The 14180-nt window shown below is 57.3% G+C and carries 14 protein-coding genes and 1 pseudogene; 4 read left to right on the top strand and 11 right to left on the bottom strand.

The features are described from left to right. Positions 1 to 657, bottom strand: a complete 657-nt coding sequence (locus ACZRKZ_RS23680; RefSeq protein WP_463982907.1) for a thiopurine S-methyltransferase — start codon at positions 655 to 657, stop codon at positions 1 to 3. A 102-nt stretch (positions 658 to 759) separates the two neighbouring features. Here ACZRKZ_RS23680 and ACZRKZ_RS23675 point away from each other — a divergent pair, with 102 nt between their 5' ends. Next, the gene (locus ACZRKZ_RS23675) at positions 760 to 1527 is read left to right on the top strand and encodes a DODA-type extradiol aromatic ring-opening family dioxygenase (protein ID WP_463982906.1); all 768 of its coding nucleotides are present in this window, start codon (positions 760 to 762) and stop codon (positions 1525 to 1527) included. A 75-nt stretch (positions 1528 to 1602) separates the two neighbouring features. Here the strand turns inward: ACZRKZ_RS23675 and ACZRKZ_RS23670 are convergent, their stop codons facing one another. Then, positions 1603 to 3276, bottom strand: a complete 1674-nt coding sequence (locus ACZRKZ_RS23670; RefSeq protein ID WP_350613153.1) for a DEAD/DEAH box helicase — start codon at positions 3274 to 3276, stop codon at positions 1603 to 1605. A gap of 422 nt (positions 3277 to 3698) precedes the next feature. Between ACZRKZ_RS23670 and ACZRKZ_RS23665 the strand changes: the two genes are divergently transcribed. Continuing rightward, positions 3699 to 4490, top strand: coding sequence for a crotonase/enoyl-CoA hydratase family protein (locus ACZRKZ_RS23665; RefSeq protein ID WP_463970260.1), 792 nt, complete (start codon positions 3699 to 3701; stop codon positions 4488 to 4490). A gap of 22 nt (positions 4491 to 4512) precedes the next feature. Here ACZRKZ_RS23665 and ACZRKZ_RS23660 read toward each other — a convergent pair whose 3' ends face one another. Beyond that, the gene (locus tag ACZRKZ_RS23660; RefSeq protein WP_133098852.1) at positions 4513 to 5268 is read right to left on the bottom strand and encodes a spermidine synthase; all 756 of its coding nucleotides are present in this window, start codon (positions 5266 to 5268) and stop codon (positions 4513 to 4515) included. A gap of 161 nt (positions 5269 to 5429) precedes the next feature. Here ACZRKZ_RS23660 and ACZRKZ_RS23655 point away from each other — a divergent pair, with 161 nt between their 5' ends. Then, a complete protein-coding gene (locus tag ACZRKZ_RS23655) occupies positions 5430 to 6776 on the top strand; it encodes a class II 3-deoxy-7-phosphoheptulonate synthase (RefSeq protein WP_463970261.1) in 1347 nt (448 codons plus the stop codon). 108 nt (positions 6777 to 6884) lie between these two features. On the opposite strand, the gene ACZRKZ_RS23650 is transcribed toward ACZRKZ_RS23655, so the two are convergent. Next, positions 6885 to 8114, bottom strand: coding sequence for a winged helix-turn-helix domain-containing protein (locus ACZRKZ_RS23650; RefSeq protein ID WP_463982905.1), 1230 nt, complete (start codon positions 8112 to 8114; stop codon positions 6885 to 6887). A gap of 64 nt (positions 8115 to 8178) precedes the next feature. Next, positions 8179 to 8385, bottom strand: coding sequence for a DUF1127 domain-containing protein (locus tag ACZRKZ_RS23645; RefSeq protein ID WP_463982953.1), 207 nt, complete (start codon positions 8383 to 8385; stop codon positions 8179 to 8181). A gap of 97 nt (positions 8386 to 8482) precedes the next feature. Between ACZRKZ_RS23645 and ACZRKZ_RS23640 the strand changes: the two are divergent. Continuing rightward, a pseudogene (locus ACZRKZ_RS23640) lies at positions 8483 to 8791 on the top strand (LysR family transcriptional regulator); the annotation flags it as partial. Between the two features lie 114 nt (positions 8792 to 8905). Here the strand turns inward: ACZRKZ_RS23640 and ACZRKZ_RS23635 are convergent. The 6 genes from ACZRKZ_RS23635 to ACZRKZ_RS23610 form a co-directional block, all read right to left on the bottom strand. Continuing rightward, a complete protein-coding gene (locus tag ACZRKZ_RS23635) occupies positions 8906 to 9478 on the bottom strand; it encodes an elongation factor P (protein WP_133098860.1) in 573 nt (190 codons plus the stop codon). Between the two features lie 331 nt (positions 9479 to 9809). Next, complete coding sequence (locus ACZRKZ_RS23630) at positions 9810 to 9986, bottom strand: gp19.5 family protein (RefSeq protein ID WP_463982952.1); 177 nt, start codon at positions 9984 to 9986, stop codon at positions 9810 to 9812. Positions 9987 to 10225: 239 nt separating this feature from the next. After that, positions 10226 to 11725, bottom strand: a complete 1500-nt coding sequence (gene terL / locus ACZRKZ_RS23625) for a phage terminase large subunit (protein WP_463982904.1) — start codon at positions 11723 to 11725, stop codon at positions 10226 to 10228. A 466-nt stretch (positions 11726 to 12191) separates the two neighbouring features. Beyond that, positions 12192 to 12455 carry a hypothetical protein gene (locus tag ACZRKZ_RS23620; protein WP_463982903.1) on the bottom strand — a complete coding sequence of 88 codons (264 nt, stop codon included), beginning with the start codon at positions 12453 to 12455 and terminating at the stop codon, positions 12192 to 12194. Between the two features lie 298 nt (positions 12456 to 12753). Continuing rightward, positions 12754 to 13143, bottom strand: a complete 390-nt coding sequence (locus tag ACZRKZ_RS23615) for a hypothetical protein (RefSeq protein WP_463982902.1) — start codon at positions 13141 to 13143, stop codon at positions 12754 to 12756. Positions 13144 to 13186: 43 nt separating this feature from the next. Further along, the gene (locus ACZRKZ_RS23610; protein ID WP_463982901.1) at positions 13187 to 13924 is read right to left on the bottom strand and encodes a tyrosine-type recombinase/integrase; all 738 of its coding nucleotides are present in this window, start codon (positions 13922 to 13924) and stop codon (positions 13187 to 13189) included. Positions 13925 to 14180: the final 256 nt, after the last annotated feature.

Below are 14180 nucleotides of genomic sequence, written 5' to 3'. Positions count from 1 at the left end.
TCAGCCCTTGGCCAACCGGTAAACCCGCTCATCCAGTCGCGTGACACCGCCCTGCAAGAACTTCCAGCTCTCTCCCAGAATGTCCTGCTCGTCAAGAACGTCCAACTGCCAGTGTTGCCCCAACAGCAACCGTACTTCTTCGTCAGTCACTGCAAACGGCGGTCCGGCCTTCTGCGCCCGTTCATAGTCGAGGGTGATCAACAGACCCTGGCAACCTCGGGCCAGGATGCTGTTCAGGTGCGCGGCATACTGCTCACGCATCAACGGTGGCAAGGCTATCATCGCCGCACGGTCATAAAACGCTGTGCACTCGGCCACGTCTCCCTCATCCAAAGCGAAGAAATCACCGCACCACAGCTCAACAGATCCCGCCTGATAAACCCTGAATAACCCCCTCTGACTGATTTTCGGTGTAAGCCCCTGTTCACTGAAAAAGCCTTCAATGGCCGTTTCCGACAGCTCCACACCAATAACCTGATGACCCTGACTGGCCAGCCACGCCAGGTCCAGGCTTTTACCGCACAACGGCACCAGCACACGCGCCCCGCTCGTCAAGACCAATGCGGGCCAGTGGCGCTGCAGGTAAGGATTCACCTCGGGCAAATGAAAGCCAATCTGATTGCGCGCCCAGCGCTCATGCCAAAACTTGGGATCCATGAATCACCCTGAAAATTCGATCAAATAGTACTAAAACTTATATTAGATTTAGATCAATGATCTGATTGAAGATGGCACCATCTTAACCTCAGGACCGCTCTCATGCTCCCCAGCCTGTTTATCTCTCACGGTTCGCCCATGCTCGCCCTGCAACCGGGCGCCAGCGGTCCGGCCTTGGCGCGGCTGGCGGCCGAGTTACCGCGCCCCAAGGCAATTGTCGTGGTGTCGGCGCACTGGGAAAGCCAGGGCCTGTTGGTCAGCGGCAGTCCGGCTCCAGAAACCTGGCACGACTTCGGCGGCTTCCCCGCGGAACTGTTTGCCGTGCAATACCCGGCGCCCGGCCAACCGCAGTTGGCAGTAGAAATTGTCAACTTGCTCCAGAAGGATGGTTTGGATGTGATGATCGACACCGAACGTCCATTCGACCATGGCGCCTGGGTGCCGCTGTCTCTGATGTACCCCGATGCCGATATCCCGGTGCTGCAAGTCTCGCTGCCCAGCCGCCTCGGCCCTGCCCTGCAAACCCGAGTTGGCCATGCGCTCGCCAGCCTGCGCGAGCAAGGCGTGCTGCTGATCGGCTCCGGCAGCATTACCCATAACCTTGGCGAGCTGGATTGGCACGCTGGGCCGGAAAGTATTGAACCCTGGGCTCGGGACTTTCGCGATTGGGTTGTGGAGAAGCTTGCAGCCGGTGATGAAGCCGCATTGCACGACTATCGTCGCCAGGCACCCAATGCAGTACGCAGTCATCCCAGCGATGAGCATTTGTTGCCGTTGTACTTTGCACGGGGCGCAGGCGGGCAATTCAGCGTCGCTCACCAAGGCTTCACCATGGGGGCGCTGGGAATGGATATCTATCGATTTGGCTAGCTCAAACTTCAGGCATAAAAAATCCCCGAACCAGTCGGGGATTTTTTATGTTCGATCAATCAGCTCAAGAGCGGATCAATCTTCGCGATAGCGACGCAGCTTGAGCTGCTTGCCGGCAACACGAGTGTCCTTCAGCTTGGTCAGCAGTTTTTCCAGACCATCTTCCGGCAGCTCCACCAGGGAGAAGCTGTCACGCACCTGGATGCGACCGATAGCTTCACGTGCCAGGCCACCCTCATTGAGGATAGCGCCCAGCAGGTTCTTGGCGGCGATACCATCACGCGCACCCAGCGCGGTACGGCAGCGAGCACGGCCTTCAGCCAATGGAACCGGAGCACGACGCTCACGATCACCACGGTCCGGACGATCACCGGTACGCTCTGGACGATCACCGCGCGGAGCGTTGTTCGGTACCAGTGGACGATCTTTCTCGATGGCAGCCAGGGTCAGTGCTTGACCGTTGGTAGCCTTGCGCAGCAGGGCTGCAGCCAGGGCACGTGGGGTGCAACCGATATCGGCAGTCAGGCGGTCCAGCAGATCACCGTGGGTCGATTCAGCGTCAGCCACCAGAGGCGACAGGCTGTTGGTCAGCTTCTTGATGCGAGCATCGAGAACGGCCTGGGCATCCGGCAGGCGGACTTCGGCAACTTTCTGACCAGTAACACGCTCGATCACTTGCAGCATGCGGCGCTCACGCGGAGTCACCAACAGCAGTGCACGACCTTCGCGACCGGCACGGCCAGTACGGCCGATACGGTGAACGTAGGATTCCGGATCGTACGGCATGTCAACGTTGAACACGTGAGTGATGCGCGGAACGTCCAGGCCACGAGCGGCAACGTCGGTCGCCACAACGATGTCCAGACGGCCATCCTTGAGGGATTCGATCACACGCTCACGTTGGTTCTGGGCAATGTCACCGTTCAGCGCAGCGGCTTTGTAGCCTTTGGCTTCCAGGGCACTGGCCAGGTCCAGGGTTGCTTGCTTGGTGCGCACGAACATGATCAGGGCATCGAAGTCTTCGACTTCCAGCAGGCTCAATACAGCCGAGGTCTTCTGGTCAGCGTGAACCAACAGGTGAGCCTGTTCGATCGCGGTAACGGTCTGAGTCTTGGTCTGGATCTTCACGTGTTGCGGATCGCGCAGATGGCGCTCGGCAATGGCACGGATCGACTGCGGCAGGGTAGCCGAGAACAATACGGTCTGACGGGTCGCTGGCAGAGCCTTGAAGATGACTTCCAGGTCGTCCATGAAGCCCAGCTTGAGCATTTCGTCAGCTTCGTCGAGAACCAGATGGTTCACGGTCGACAGGACTTTTTCGTCGCGACGCAGGTGGTCGCACAGACGGCCCGGAGTGGCGACAACGATCTGTGCGCCGTTACGGATTGCTTTCAGTTGTGGGCCCATAGGCGCGCCGCCGTAAACGGCCACAACGGTAACGCCCGGCATTTGCTTGGCGTAAGTTTCGAAAGCAGTTGCTACTTGCAGCGCCAACTCACGGGTTGGCGCCAGGATCAGGGCTTGCGGCTCGCGCTTGGCAGGATCGATGCAATGCAGGATCGGCAGGGCGAACGCAGCGGTTTTACCCGTACCGGTTTGCGCCTGGCCAATCATGTCGTGGCCGGCCATGATGATCGGGATCGATTGATGCTGAATAGCCGAAGGTTCTTCGTAGCCAGTCGCAATGACGGCTGCAAGGATATTCGGGTTAAGATTAAAAGCGGCGAAGCCGCCGGTTTCCTGGGTCATGGGTCTGCCTCTAAGTGCATCCGCAAAGACCCATGCTCCAAAGCTGCGCATGCCGTGTTGAGACTCAAGAGTCGCCCTGGCTGCTTTGTCGGCGGGGATTTGCGAAAACGAATGAATGAAAAAGATTCGTCAAGGAAGAGTCCGCTGTGCGGACGAGCAGCCGAAGCTGACTTCGGGGAATTGCGCTACCTAAACGCGGCCCGGTTAAAGGCCGGCGCGCACTATACCGGAAATACCTGAAAAAGGGAGCTTTTTTTATCGAAAAAACCAGTTGAACTGCTCTGTGTCACAGGCTTTGCGGATCCTTGCAGTAGCGTCTATTTTTCAAAGACCCGGCCCTGCTGGTCATGACGCTTAAACGGTTCACTTTTCGCAGCGGGCCCTTTGGTCCGAAACTACCCTTCGCGCCCGAGGACTCCCCCATGAATCAAGCCAGCAGCAGCCGCGTCAGCCGTGAACAGCAGGGTCACGTCCTGCTTCTGGGCCTGGATCGCGTGGCCAAGCGCAATGCCTTCGACCTCGACCTGCTGAACGAACTGAGCCTGGCCTATGGCGAATTTGATCGTAACGATGAGGCGCGAGTAGCCATCGTCTTCGGCCACGGCGACCATTTCACTGCCGGCCTGGACCTGGCCAATGTCGCCCACGCCATGGCACAGGGCTGGCAACCGCCGTTGGGCGGTTGCGACCCGTGGGGTGTATTCGCCGGGCCAAGGGTCAGCAAACCGGTGATTGTCGCCGCCCAGGGTTATTGCCTGACCATTGGCATCGAATTGATGCTGGCAGCGGATATCAACCTGTGCGCCAGCAATACCCGCTTTGCGCAGATGGAAGTGCAACGTGGGATCTTTCCTTTTGGTGGCGCGACGCTGCGCTTCCATCAAATCGCCGGCTGGGGCAATGCCATGCGCTGGCTGCTTACCGGCGATGAATTCGATGCCCATGAAGCGCTGCGTCTGGGCCTGGTGCAGGAAGTCATGGCCAGCGAAGACCTGTTACCCAGGGCGCTGGAGCTGGCCAATCGCATCGCACGGCAAGCGCCGCTGGGGGTGCAGGCCACCTTGATGTCGGCGCGCCAGGCCCGCATCGAGGGTGAAGCGGCCGCTGCTACCGGGTTGCCGGTGCTGGTGGAGAAACTGCTTAACAGTGAAGACGCCAAGGAAGGTGTTCGAGCAATGATCGAAAAGCGACCTGGGGTGTTCAAAGGCTGTTGATGACTGACACAAGTGCCCAACCTCAGGTCGCCGGCCGAATCGCCTTGATCAACGATTGCAACGAATACCCCAGTCGCGGCGCCAGCGCTTCGGCGCGGGCAGCCAGTGCATCCCGGTCCAGCTCCTGATCCAGGTCCGCCGGCACGATCAGGATCACATTGCCCTCCTTCACCGGCAGCTCCCAGTAGTGCCGGTGATAAAGCCCGCGCAGCAAAGCGGCGCCCAACGGCTTGCCGTCATCGGTGGCCCACTGGTTGATGATCAGCCAGCCACCAGGGTTGAGGTGCTTCTGGCAGTTTTCCAGGAAGGTCCAGGCCAGATGCCCGACACCCGGACCGAGGTCGGTATACAAGTCGACGAAAATCAAGTCCGCCGGCTCTGCGGTTTCCAGCAATTGCAGAGCGTCGCCCACACGGATATATAACCGAGGATCGTCATCCAGGCCCAGAAACTCGATGGCCAGGCGCGGTACATCTGGACGCAGCTCAATGGCTTCGACATCTTCCAGCGGCAGGAACTTGAGGCACGCCTGAGTCAGGGTTCCGGCACCAAGCCCGAGGAACAACGCACTTTCCGGCTGTTCATGACACAGCGCACCGACAAGCATGGCGCGGGTGTAGTCGTACTCCAGCCAGCTGGGGTCAGCAGTGAACACACAACTCTGCTCAATGGCGTCACCAAATTCAAGAAAGCGGTAATCGGCCACTTCCAATACACGGATCATGCCGAAGTCATCATGGACTTCGGCCAGCAGGCGCTCAACGCGCTCCTCAGTCATCTCATCTCCTAACGGCTACCAGGCAACAACCTGGGCACCGGATCAATCCAGCCGCCCGGTCCCAAGCGGGAAAGGCGCGATTGTCCGCGAACCGGCGCCAGCAGGTCACGCACTAATTGCTGATAACATGGCAACCCGACCGTAAATCACTCGAGTTCATGATGAGCCAACCCTGGAGCCCCGATAGCTGGCGCGCCCTGCCGATCCAGCAACAACCCCGCTACCCTGACGCTGCGCACTTGCTGCAGGTCGAGCAAAGCCTTGCCAGCTATCCGCCGCTGGTGTTCGCTGGTGAAGCCCGTGAGTTGCGCCGTCAGTTTGCCGAGGTTACCCAGGGTCGAGCCTTCCTGCTGCAGGGCGGCGATTGCGCCGAGAGCTTTGCCGAGTTCTCGGCGGCGAAAATCCGCGACACGTTTAAAGTGCTGCTGCAGATGGCCATTGTCATGACCTTCGCCGCCGGCTGCCCAGTGGTGAAAGTCGGGCGCATGGCCGGTCAGTTTGCCAAGCCGCGCTCGGCCAACGATGAAACCATCGACGGCGTCACGCTGCCGGCCTACCGTGGCGATATCGTCAACGGTATTGGCTTCGATAAAAAAAGCCGCGTGCCGGACCCGGATCGCCTGTTGCAGTCCTACCATCAGTCCACCGCCACCCTGAACCTACTGCGAGCCTTTGCCCAGGGCGGCTTTGCCGACCTGCACCAGGTGCATAAGTGGAACCTGGACTTCATCGCCAATTCAGCCCTCGCCGAGAAGTACAGCCAGTTGGCCAACCGCATCGATGAAACACTGGCCTTCATGCGTGCCTGCGGCATGGACAGCTCGCCGCAATTGCGCGAGACCAGTTTTTTCACCGCCCACGAAGCGTTGCTGCTCAACTACGAGCAAGCATTTGTCCGTCGAGACAGCCTGACCAACGATTACTACGACTGTTCGGCCCATATGCTATGGATCGGCGATCGCACCCGCCAACTCGACGGCGCCCATGTCGAATTCCTGCGCGGAGTGAACAACCCGATCGGGGTCAAGGTCGGCCCGAGCATGAACCCGGACGACCTGATTCGCCTGATCGACATCCTCAACCCGGACAACGACCCCGGCCGCCTGAACCTGATTGCGCGCATGGGTGCCAACAAGGTAGGCGATCACCTGCCCAACTTGATCCGCGCCGTGCAGCGCGAAGGCAAGCAAGTGCTGTGGAGTAGCGATCCAATGCATGGCAACACCATCAAGGCCAGCAGCGGCTACAAGACCCGGGATTTTGCGCAGATCCTCAGTGAGGTGAAGGAGTTCTTCCAGGTCCATGAAGCCGAAGGGACTTACGCCGGCGGGATTCATATCGAGATGACCGGGCAGAACGTCACCGAGTGCATCGGCGGGGCGCGGCCGATTACGGAAGATGGTTTGTCGGACCGCTACCACACCCATTGCGACCCACGGATGAATGCCGATCAGTCGCTGGAGTTGGCGTTTTTGATTGCCGAAACATTGAAGCAAGTGAAAAGGTAAGGTTTTTTTGTTGCCTGATTAGGCACCTACACATCTCTTGAAGTTGCTGATAGCTGGGGGGTAGGCTCGGTTCTACGGGGCGATTGAGTACATACCAGGCCCCGCTTATCACAGCAACCCTAAAGCCCCCATCGCTACCCGCAACCGCGCCGCACTGGCCCGCGGGCAATTAAGCTGAACCTGCTCAAGCCCAAGCCAGCCGGCCATCTGCCGTAGATTCAGCGCCAGGGCCAACATCCCCTCCTCGTCCAGCCCCGGTTCCTCTTCGTGTACGGCATGCACCGCCAATCGCCCGGCAGCACGTTCGGCCCGTAGGTCGACACGGGCGGCGATCCGTTCGTTGTGCAAAAACGGCAGCACGTAATAACCGTAGACCCGCTTGTCTTGCGGGGTATAGATCTCCAGCCGGTAACGGAAATCGAACAACCGCTCGGTCCGGCTGCGCTCCCAGATCAATGAATCAAAAGGCGAGAGCAGCGCACTGGCCAGCACCTTGCGCGGAACTTTCGGCTCAGGCAGGCAATAGGCTGGCTGCTTCCAGCCCTGAACCTGGCACGCAACCAACTGGCCCTCCTCGACCAACTCCGCCAAGCGCCCACGGCTATCGGCGGGCTCCAGTCGAAAGTAGTCCCGCAGATCCTTCTCTGTGCCAACGCCCAACGCCGTAGCCGCGTGCAGCAGCAAGCCCCGCTGCGCCTCGGCCTCGCTCAAGGGCGTTTGCTGGAGAATCGCGGCGGGGATCACCCGTTCCGGCAAATCATAGAGCCGTTCAAAACCCCGACGTCCGGCGACCGTCACCAGGCCGGCGGCAAACAGCCATTCCAGGGCATGCTTTTCATCGCTCCAGTCCCACCAGGGCCCAGCACGCTCCTCGCGGGTCGACAAACTGCCCGCGCCCAAGGCACCCCGCTGCTCGACGATGCCCAGCACCCGGCGAATGGTGTCCTGTTGCTCACGACCAAAGCGCGCCATCTGATGATAAATACCTTGCCCTTGAGACGCGCGCTGCATGCGCCAGCGCATCAACGGATACAGTGCCATCGGCAGCAACGACGCCTCATGCCCCCAATACTCAAACAACGAACGCCGCCGCCCCTGGCTCCAGGCAGCTTGTTCAAGAATCAGCGGGGAATAACTCCCAAGGCGGGAAAACAGCGGCAGGTAATGGGAGCGCACCACAGCGTTAACCGAATCAATCTGCAGCACACCCAAACGGTTAATCAGGCGATTGACCTGCGCAGCCTTGATCAGCGCCGGCGGCTGGCGCCCGGAAAATCCTTGGGCGGCCAGCGCCAGACGCCGCGCCTGCTTGAGGGAAAAGGACAGTTCTGCGGGCATGGGCATCTCCTTGTAGGCTCGCAAACTACCTTACTGAACCCTGGGTTGTGTAGGGGCATTGAAGTCATTTTCGCAGCGGGTCTTCCCAGAAACGCCGGTGACTTTCCATCTCGACGTCGGCTCGATTAAGGCCGATGTCCTTGAGTGCGTCATTGCTCATGCTCGCCAGCAACTGGCGTTCGCGATGCAGCGCCTGCCAACGGGAAAATCGCTGAAACAGCCTGGAAAAAGGACGTTTCACCATCAACACAAAACCTTTTTGACCTTTCATCATCTTGCCCTCCAGTGGGGATGACTGAAGTCTGTGCCTGGCGCTATGATCAATCCAACGAATGTTTCTTATGCAATACATCTCGGAGATTGATCAATTGTCCAACTACCCGAGCATCGACACTGAAGTCCTGCGCACCTTCGTCGCCATCGCCGATCAGGGCGGTTTCACCCGCGCGGGCGAGCAGGTCAACCGCACCCAGTCGGCGGTGAGTATGCAGATGAAGCGCCTGGAAGAGGACGTGCTGCAGCGCAAGCTGTTCGAGCGCGATGGTCGCCAGGTCAGGTTGACACCGGAGGGGCAGGTTCTACTGGGCTATGCGCGCAGGATACTGAAGTTGCACAGCGAGGTTTTTAACACCTTGCGCGAGCCGCATATGGTCGGACTGGTACGCATCGGTACTCCGCCCTGTTGCAAGCCTCTGAAGAACTCAAGCAACACCTGAACAGATACAAAACGCGACCACAAAAAAACCCGACTCATGGTCGGGCTTTTTTTGGTGTTGCGGGTCAGGCAAGGATTAAACCTTGGCCCGGCCCTTGTACGAACCACCTTCACGGGTATCGATTTCGATCCAGTCGCCGATTTCTACGAAATCTGCAACGCTCAGCTCGGTACCGTTTTTCAGTTTGGCAGGCTTCATCACCTTGCCCGAAGTGTCGCCGCGAGCGGAACCTTCGGTGTAGTCAACCTGACGCACGATGGTGGTCGGCAGCTCTACGGAAACCAGGCGTTCTTCGAAGAAAATCGCTTCGCAGACGTCAGTCATGCCTTCTTCCACGAATGGCAGAACGGCTTCGATGTCTTCAGCGTTCAGCTCGTACATGGTGTAGTCGCTGGTGTCCATGAACGTGTAGGTGTCGCCGCTGATGAAGGACAGGGTCGCCTCTTTGCGGTCGAGGATCACGTCTTCCAGTTTGTCATCGGCGCTGTAGACGATTTCGGTCTTGTAACCGGTCAGCAGGTTTTTCAACTTGGTCTTCATGATCGCGCTGTTACGACCGGACTTGGTGAATTCAGCTTTCTGAACCAGCCAAGGGTCGTTTTCGAGCTTGATGACGGTACCGGGTTTAAGCTCTTTACCAGTTTTCATTGCGAATATCCGAAATTTGGATGGGATTTACAAAATTCAAGGTCGCGTATCATATCCAATTTACATAAAACTGGGCAATGAAAGAACTGAGGGGCCATCCTACGGGGCTTGCGGGGCATCGTAAAGGCCCTTGTTACAGCCTTGGGACAGTCTTTGTGACACCAAACGACCAGCTTACAGAGGCGCACAGAGGCGCGCTAAGGACCCCATGCATGCACACCCGCGAGAGGCCCCACGGGGGGGAACCTTGCCCCATATAAGCATTGAGGTACCTTAAGAGATTTTTCTGTCAGATTCTCAAAGAGACCTCAGAGGCACCTCCCTATAGGTGTCATTCAGCACACCCACCGGCCACCAAGACACAGACAGCGCTCCCAAAGGCCTCGACTAAAGGACCGCCTGAAGCGAACCCAAGGGCGACAATGAGCAACGCAAGGAATCTGTAGGTGGCCCGGTGAGTCGCCAGGGTCTTAAAGACAGCCACAAAGGTCTGCCATCGTGTGGTCATTTTGATCATGCTCGGCCTCCTTTGAGGTTGGTATAAAGAGAGAAGGTGGTAAGTGGTTATAACCACCACCCCACACAGGAGGTCTCTGAGGCATCTTAAAGAAGGCCTTTAAGTATCTCTAAGGAACGGCCCCTATGGTTATAGTGAGTGGTTTTGGAGCCCGTACAGGCCGTGGCCTACAGAGGCGATCATTTAGCACCAAACTGAAAAATAAGGGACCCGAAGGCCCCTCAAAGTCATCACCAACCCATGTAATTGGTGGTCGTGCCGTCCTCTTCGTACTGCATCGTCACGTCGCCCAGCATCATCTGACGGTGGTCCTCGAAGCCTACCAATGGGTTTTCCATGTGGTGCATCAAGAACTCTTCCAGCATCTCAGAGGCGCCCACCTCGGAATCCTTCTCCATGGACTCTGTGAAGAACTGAACGCCAATCGCCAGGGCGTCAAGCCGGTCATCGTGAGCCAGTGAGCCCCTGTCCTTGGTGATCCTTGAGAGCTGATAGAAGCCGCTGTACTTAATGTCAGTCGTGCCGTCGATGTTCAGAGCGGTCTCATAGTCCCGCGTAATGACATCCTCGGAGACCACGAGCTTATGACTGCCCAGTACGGGCTCCAGAACGGCGCAGATGCGTAGCTCTTTCTGACCCTTAGACTTGACCTCAGTGACAGCACAGCGGTGCGTCCGGGTCATCACAGGGGTGAACAGCTTCACATACATACCATCACCAAAGTTGCCCTCAATGACGACTTCGTTAACCTTGAAGCGCTTGCCGATGTCTGCGAGAGCCTGCAAGGTCTTGTCATCGTAGCCACCACGGAAACCGCCCCAGTCCATCAGGAAGATGTAGCCGTTGAGCATGTAGAGGACTGCATAGCCAGTCTCATCCTTGCCGCGCCCGCTTGGGTCAATCACAAGGATCTTCGCGGTGTACGGTGCAGACGCTTGGCCTACAGTCTCGTAGCGGTGGAAGCGATCCCCTTTAAGGCCCACGTTGGGGAGCCCCTTGGCTTCGTTGTTACCGTTGGGCAACCACTGCAAGGTCGTAGGGGCCGTATCGAGGCTGAAGCGCCCCACGATGAAGTCGCGAAGTTTCAGCGGGTACTTCTCGGCGTCACTCAGGTTCGGGTTAAGCATGAACTGAAGAGCGAAGCCACCCTTACCGTATGACAGCTCACGTTCACGCAAGTCAGTGTCATTGAATCGAACAGGGTCAGTGGGCTTCCAATAAAGGGTCCCATCCGCTGCAAGTTCGCTGTTGATCATTGGGGCCAGACGGTGCCCGTAGCTTTCAAGGTCCTTCTGGTCTTTCGGATACCGTGCGGGCCAGATGGTGGTCACATAGCCACGGTTCTCCAGCTCCCGATAAAGGGTCATCTCGGTCTGAGGTGTGCCCAGATAGATGATCGTAGAGGCGTCTCCCGGCTTCAGGATCGCATCGAACTCCTTAACGAGTTCGCCCAGGTGCTCACGGGCGACCTGTGTGGCCGAGTTGTTCGGGACCTCAACGTCATCCGCGATCAGGATGTCAGCACGGGACCCCGCCAGTTGGCCGGTGATACCTACAGACTTCACAGATGGCGAGTGGTCGGGCTTGGCTGGTCCCACGTCGAAGCTCAGGGAGCTATCACGCTGCCCAGCCCCGGTCTTCAGCTCGGCAAGGAACGGAAGGAGGCCGATGATTCTCTTGATGAAAATAGAGTTGGCGTCTGCCCGTTGCTCGTTGGCTAACAGGGTCATTGGGAACCAACCCACGGAAACCATTAAAGATAGGGGCTCTTTGAGTGGAGCCCTTTCGTTATCTATAAAGGTGGCTGTGGCTTACTGAGTTTCGTGATGGAGCCCCGAAGGGCTTTAGTTCACCTCTTGGCGCGTTCTGCGTTCGCTGCCTTGCGCGCGTTGATTACTTCGAGGTCTGCAAGAGCCTGTTTGATTTCTGCATAAGTCATACTGCGTCTCCAAGGTGCTTGGTGTTGGTGGCTGACAGGTACTTGATAGTGATTGCTGGCATGGTGAGGTGTCCTTTGGAGTTCGCTTGGGTGCCGCTTTAGTGAGGGTTTTTAAATCCACCGCCACTTAAACACATTTAATGTGTGTTTGTAGCCTTTAAAAACCGCTCGGAAGCGGTGCAGGCGTTCAATCTATCGTTAGCGACTTATCCTGTCAACATATTTAATGTGTTTTTGTTGAGTAAGGAAACCCTACCTCAATAGATAGGGTGCTTCTTCAGGTAATCCGAAAGAGCCTGACGGACCTCGGGCTTGTTAACCTTCAGTGCCATAGCGAGACAGAACCACGAACCAAAGCCAATGCCCGTGAAGCTCTTACCGTCCTCTCTGTGATACGTCTCTTCCGCCACGACCTGATCATTAGCGGTCCATTGGGTGGCACTCAGGACCACCACACCAGCCGCTACAAGCTCATCAAGGCCCTTCTCTAAGGTTCTTGCGAAGTCAGAGTGAGTGCGCATGCTCTGAATGCCTCCTTGAGCCTTCAGGAGCTTGAACAGTTGGTAGGTGTCTGTGTAGAGCGTGGGCGATGTCATGTTCAGCCTTAATGTTTATTGCGGCGTTCGTGCCTAACTAAGTAGACACCAATGACAGCCGCTGCGATTAACGTAATGATCCTGACCCAGGTAGGCGCAGCATTAAAGGCGTCACCTGAGTCTATCCAGGCACCTTTGAGAAAGAATGTGCCTGCAATGGTTGTGATGAGCCCGAAAGCTAAAAGAGTGCTTATCGACCAATAGATGAGCGAACCGGCCCTACTCATTTAGCCTTGCCCAACGTGAATGCCTGGGCAGTACCGCCAAGCACGTACCAGCAGTTACGGTTTAGTCCAGACTCTTTGAAAATCTTTACGCCTGTGATGCCATCTGCGCCCTGGGCATATGCAGCCACCTTCAAGTCAATCAGGACACTGGCTTCAGTAGGCGATTCCTCTACAAAGCTCCTGTGGCACCGTCCAGCAGACACTGTGGTCAGTGGTTCAGCACCAGTAGGAAGAACCTCATAGACCTTGATGGAGCGTACCGCCTCACGCTGGTCCTTAAGGCTGGTGTACGACTGCTCGTTGCCGACTTGGAGATTCGAGGAGTGACTACCGCAACCCGTTAAGAGCAAAAGACCTAAGACACCAGCAGCATAGCCAACGCGCATCACATGAAGCTCCCAATCCAGAAAGCCGCACATGATACAGCAGTTAGGCCGGTCTAAAGACACCCTCAATGACCCCCGCCAAGGTGCCTACTGGTATAGCTGAGCCACCATACGTGTCGTATGCAAGCGTCCCACTTGAGTGCCCCAACAGAGCCTGGGCGAACGCTACAGGGACCCCTTTGACCTTAAAAGATGAGGCCATGTGGTGCCGTAGGGAATGTAATGTCTGGTGTTCTGATTTGCCTGGTAGGACCTCCCGGATGATCGCCCCCAGCGCCTTACGCGCCTGGATGTTGTTCACCTCTGAGTAGACTGGCAGTGGTGGCTTAGGCCCATCCAGAGCCTTCTGGAACGCACTGAGGTCAAACCCTAAGACACCATCGACCAAAGGCACCACGCGGACGCTGTACTTGTTCTTAACAGACTGCCCCGCGTCATCCTCACGGATGTTGATACACAGCAGGCCATCTACCTCATGGATGTCTTTACGATTCAGTTGGGTTACTTCACGCGCCCGTGCCCCTGTGACAGCAAGCAGAGATAGCCCCCAGCGCTCCCAGCTGTCCGCAGGCATTGAGTTCGCATGGTCCATTAGGGTTTCCACCTGGGACCTCTCAAAGGGAATACGCCCACTCTCAGCACCCTTCTTCAGCTTGAGCTTGGCGGTATACGCCTTGGTCAGGTAGTCGTTATCCACAGCCCAGGTCATCACCGAAGTGAACTGAGTAATCAGGTTATTGACCGTGGATGCCTTGCGGGTCTCTAAGAGTTCGTCGCGCATGGCTATCAGGTCATCCCGTGTGTGCCTGCGCAGATTTGACGTCCCCGTGACCTCTAAGGCTTCACTTACCTGCTTATAGTTGGTCTTGTAGCCGTCCAGCGTGACCTGTTTGACGTCACCTTCCTTCTCCTTGAGATAGACCGGCCATAGGTCATCCCTGGACTTGCCCCTACAAAACCGAACACCAACTCCCCGTTAAATTGATGCTGCCGCTAAGCGCCTGAACTCCCTCGGAGAGCGATAGTTCAAGGCGCTG

It is taken from the genome of Pseudomonas sp. c313 (genome assembly GCF_055407145.1).
Note: the sequence above shows the minus strand (reverse complement) of the source record. Positions and strands in the feature narration are given on the sequence as shown.

Coding starts and splice junctions, on each gene's coding strand:
- ACZRKZ_RS23660 (WP_133098852.1), bottom strand. CDS start 5,268: ATGACTGAGGAGCGCGTTGAGCGCCTGCTGGCCGAAGTCCATGATGAC.
- ACZRKZ_RS23635 (WP_133098860.1), bottom strand. CDS start 9,478: ATGAAAACTGGTAAAGAGCTTAAACCCGGTACCGTCATCAAGCTCGAA.
- ACZRKZ_RS23675 (WP_463982906.1), top strand. CDS start 760: ATGCTCCCCAGCCTGTTTATCTCTCACGGTTCGCCCATGCTCGCCCTG.
- ACZRKZ_RS23680 (WP_463982907.1), bottom strand. CDS start 657: ATGGATCCCAAGTTTTGGCATGAGCGCTGGGCGCGCAATCAGATTGGC.
- ACZRKZ_RS23645 (WP_463982953.1), bottom strand. CDS start 8,385: ATGAAAGGTCAAAAAGGTTTTGTGTTGATGGTGAAACGTCCTTTTTCC.
- ACZRKZ_RS23650 (WP_463982905.1), bottom strand. CDS start 8,114: ATGCCCGCAGAACTGTCCTTTTCCCTCAAGCAGGCGCGGCGTCTGGCG.
- ACZRKZ_RS23610 (WP_463982901.1), bottom strand. CDS start 13,924: ATGCGCGACGAACTCTTAGAGACCCGCAAGGCATCCACGGTCAATAAC.
- ACZRKZ_RS23620 (WP_463982903.1), bottom strand. CDS start 12,455: ATGCGCACTCACTCTGACTTCGCAAGAACCTTAGAGAAGGGCCTTGAT.
- ACZRKZ_RS23655 (WP_463970261.1), top strand. CDS start 5,430: ATGAGCCAACCCTGGAGCCCCGATAGCTGGCGCGCCCTGCCGATCCAG.
- ACZRKZ_RS23665 (WP_463970260.1), top strand. CDS start 3,699: ATGAATCAAGCCAGCAGCAGCCGCGTCAGCCGTGAACAGCAGGGTCAC.
- terL (WP_463982904.1), bottom strand. CDS start 11,725: ATGACCCTGTTAGCCAACGAGCAACGGGCAGACGCCAACTCTATTTTC.
- ACZRKZ_RS23615 (WP_463982902.1), bottom strand. CDS start 13,143: ATGCGCGTTGGCTATGCTGCTGGTGTCTTAGGTCTTTTGCTCTTAACG.
- ACZRKZ_RS23670 (WP_350613153.1), bottom strand. CDS start 3,276: ATGACCCAGGAAACCGGCGGCTTCGCCGCTTTTAATCTTAACCCGAAT.
- ACZRKZ_RS23630 (WP_463982952.1), bottom strand. CDS start 9,986: ATGACCACACGATGGCAGACCTTTGTGGCTGTCTTTAAGACCCTGGCG.